Here is a 4,026-nt window from a genome sequence, read left to right as displayed (position 1 = left end):
TCTACTATCATCGATTGCCAATTTCTCAAATTCTAAAGCATTAAAATTATCTACAACCTCTTGAGCAGTCTGCGTAACTGTAACACAATCGTCCATCATGTCTTGATAATCTTCATTTGTTGCCATTTTCTTAGTAACTCCTGCGCCAAAACATATAAATGCTTCTTGAGAATCTAATGCAATGCCAAACTCTCCAGGAAGCATCTTTTCCTTATTGAAGTTTGCTATATTTCCACGTCTTGACTGAATCGCCATCTCTACACCACCTCACCTATGTTATATTCAATTTTGCTTTAATTGTAGCAATATCAGATTGCATTGAGTATATAGTTTGAAACAAATCATTCACGCTACGTCCATTTACAAATACATCATCAGTACTATTTATATGAATATTATTATCGTAAATTTGAATCTGACCGCCATTTGCGGAAAAAGCAACATAATCTTCCATGAACATGATATTTCCATGTTGAGCATAAATATTTAATTCACCATCTGTATATATTCCGTCTTTTTTATAACTTGTTTCTAGCACATATTGATTATTTTCTATAACCGAAATCTTCATTCCATCAGAATTCAATAAACAATTTTCATTATCCTCTGCCATTAAATTACCATCAGAATGCAAAAATCCAACCGTTTGCATCGTTGAATGTTTATCATCTACGGAATCATGCATCCACAGCCACGGTCTATTATCAGCATCGTAAAGTTTAAAACTATCGTTTTCAAGTCCTCCACTAGTTATATTAAACTTACCTATCCTGCCATTATCAAACTCTCCACGAATACCTTTAATTGTTCCTGTATTAATCCAGTTTGCATTAATTCCAATAGCATTCAGAACGTTAAGAACAGCATTTCCATTAGAATCAAACCCTGCTGTATAAGTTTTTCCACCATCTGTACTTACTGCAAAAGCATCAGCCGTTTGTTTCCAAATTGTCATAGATGCAGCAAGTGTAGGTTTGTTGTGCATGTAATAGATAACCGAACCATCTTCTTGTACTTGCTCTGTCTTATAAACACCAAACGAATGAGCAAGTAAATCATTTAATTGTTGTACTGCTGAATCGTACTTTGTTATTTCTGACTTTGCAACCTTCCGTGAAGCAACAATAGCCTTTGTGGCTTCCGTGAAGCGAGAACTTGACAAACTACTTGGACTTTCTGCTCCACATGAAATAGATTCATTTGAGCCAATCCTATATCTTACATTCGTGATGTAGGTTTGATACGTGTTTTGTTTTCTGTCTGTTACATAAGCACAGTCTCCAGCTTCTATTGATGGATCACCTACAACTGATATTGATAACGGTCTGAACTTCATTCCGACAATCGTTGCTCCTACACTATTAGCAATAGTCGTTACTTGTTCCCTTGAAATCAATGGGTTATTTGCAATTTCCAATACATATCCTGCACTCCCATAAAGACTAGACGTTTCAACTCCCTCTGTATCAACCATAGACACTTTTAATCCTGTAATAACTACATCATCTGTAGCTATTGTAGGAGTGGTCATAATATCATACAAGTGATGATATTGGCCTTGATTAAGAAACGTTCCGCCATCTACAGAATCACCACTTGAATAATTTGTGAAGTTTCCTCCGTCTTTGTTATCTCCACTCTTATATGACGATTCGGTTGCAATATCAAATGTTCCACCATCTACATTATCTTCTTGTTCAAATGCTCCTGTATCATACCATTTCAGTTCCAATCTTCCATATATATCACATCTAGCATAACAGCCACTTAATTGTGCGATATGGCTAACTATTTCACGGTATGTTATAGCCTCACTTGTTGGTCTATTGGTAATTACTAGTGAAGCGTTTGTGAATGAACTTGAAAGCAATGGCACCTCACAATCAAGACAGCATTGTTGTAGCAAAGCAAACACTGTACATGGGAAATCTATTGTGCATAATGAAAATGGTTTATCTAATTTTTTCATGTTATCAAATGCGATTATATTAATTATTCCATTGCTTGAATTAGGCTCATATACTTCAAAAATACCCTTATGTAACCATTCTATAGTATTCGATAATTCAAGACCTACATAAGGCAAAATAGAAGCTCCATTGAAGTCATATAACGAGAACTTATCTTCTGTGTTATTCAATTTTAGTGTAAGCTGATTAATAATAACTGAACCAATATCAAATGAACTTGTACCACTTGTCGCATCTTCTATTGCTATTCCACCACTCATAAAATCTTCATCCGTTAGATTTAATATTGTTCCGTTAGCAAGCGTTATCTGCGCTTTCCCATGAAATCTTCTTTGATTTTTAATATACTCTTTATACTCATTACTAACATTGATTGCCACTGCATCACCTACTTTTCTATAATCTCAAAGGATAATGTTTTATATAATTTTTTTGTTGGTGACCATATTTTCATGTCTGTTTTTCTATCGCCGACATAAAAAGTTTTTGTCAAATTTGTCCCTGTCATAGCGTCTGGATAAGTTACACTGAAAAAAACCTTGCTATTAACTTGTTTCAATATTGTTTCTGCATCATCTTTTCCAATATTATTCCATGTAACAGATAATTTTCTTTTCTGTACAACGATATCTTTTGTAGCAGTACCAGCAAGCGTTCTTCCTGCCCCATCTTCGCTTGACAAATCAAATAAACTCCATGAAAAAGAGGATGGGTCCTTTACGGACACACCCTCAATTTTAATCATTGCCATATTGACCACACCCCCTATTAAGTGATAGCAACAGTCGTTTGGTACCTTTGATTATTAAATACATTATGTTTGTTAACTGTTCTGGCCATTTCTTTTCCATCTACAATAAGAACACTATCTCCTTGTGGCATTTCTGCTATTGCTTGCTTTATAGCTGAATACAATTCATCCTTAAGTCCTTCGATTACGATTGAATTTGTAGTTGAGTTTTCTATCTTGCCACCTATTGAAACATTTCCACTAACTAAATCTTGATACCCTTCTAGTCCTTGTGTATTAACCTTATATGCACTTTGGAATGTAAGAGGATTAATAGTTAACCCATCAGCAGAACTTTTAACCTTATTTGCCCACTTTCTCATCGTGCTGACTGTATCTTCTGAGCTTTCAGTAACGCCAATGTTATAACCTTCTATTGTATATTCACCGAATTTCCTAAACACCCTTGAAGGTGAATGAATATCCAGTTCCGTTTTCCCAGCTTCCTTTGCCTTCTTCATAGCATCTTTAACGGCCTGTGCAGCACCACCCCAATTTGCAGTAATTCCTGCTGCAAAACCCTTCATGGTTTGCTCACCAAATGTTTTGAAATCTGCTGATTGTCCATTTGATATATTCAGCTCTTCTTTTATCCCTGTTTTGGCATTAGAACCAGCACTTTTTCCAGCCTTTTTTATACTAGATTCCTTATTTTCAAGTCCAGTTGTAAAGCTGCCTGCACAATAGTTAGCAAACAGTTTGAAATCACTAGAACCCTCTCCCTTGATTCCTAAAGCATCTTTAAAACCTGATTTACCTTCGTTCGCCAAATCTTTTCCTGATTTACTTGTTTTCTTTTGTTTACTGTCCATTCCTTCTGCGAATTCATCTCCAACAGCTTTACCACTTTCTTTTGCTGTTTTCTTAACCAACTCTGATTGAGATGTTAAACCTGTATCAATTGTAGCAATCAGTTCTTCAATGCTCATACCTACATCAGGAGCTTTTAAATTCATGCCATCAATAACTGCTTCTGGAACATCTTCACCATTATCTATAGCTGTTTGCAACATCTTTTTATACTCATCAGAGCTCCCCATTGTTGCACCAACCAATTTCGCAATAGCTTCCGTGTCTCCTACCATTGCTTGAAGCATGTATATAGATGTAAGACCTTTGGATATGTTTTCAGGTACTTTTTTACCCTCTGCTTCCCACTGTTTTGCCTGTCTCTCCATTGCCTCTTGCGTAGGTTCCATTTCCTTAAGCAAATCCTTAAGATTTGATTTAGCTGAACCACTTAGCTGGTCAAATCCGCTCGTTACA

4 protein-coding genes are annotated in these 4,026 nt (G+C 35.8%); all 4 read right to left on the bottom strand.

Going from position 1 to position 4,026, the window contains the following annotated elements:
* On the bottom strand, positions 1-255 hold a 255-nt coding region (locus tag RMR19_RS10630; RefSeq protein WP_310603468.1), incomplete at its 3' end, for a hypothetical protein.
* A gap of 16 nt (positions 256-271) precedes the next feature.
* Positions 272-2,350 carry a hypothetical protein gene (locus RMR19_RS10625; RefSeq protein WP_310603467.1) on the bottom strand — a complete coding sequence of 693 codons (2,079 nt, stop codon included), beginning with the start codon at positions 2,348-2,350 and terminating at the stop codon, positions 272-274.
* An 8-nt stretch (positions 2,351-2,358) separates the two neighbouring features.
* Entirely contained in the window at positions 2,359-2,721 is a 363-nt protein-coding gene (locus RMR19_RS10620) for a DUF6711 family protein (RefSeq protein ID WP_310603466.1), read from the bottom strand.
* Between the two features lie 17 nt (positions 2,722-2,738).
* Positions 2,739-4,026, bottom strand: a 1,288-nt coding sequence (locus RMR19_RS10615; protein WP_310603465.1) for a hypothetical protein, incomplete at its 5' end; no start/stop codon positions are given.

It is taken from the genome of Anaerosporobacter sp., assembly GCF_031551385.1.
In the GTDB taxonomy this organism is placed as follows: Bacteria; Bacillota; Clostridia; order Lachnospirales; family Lachnospiraceae; genus Anaerosporobacter.
The sequence above is the reverse complement of the archived record's forward strand: the minus strand, read 5'-3'. Positions and strand labels throughout refer to the sequence as shown.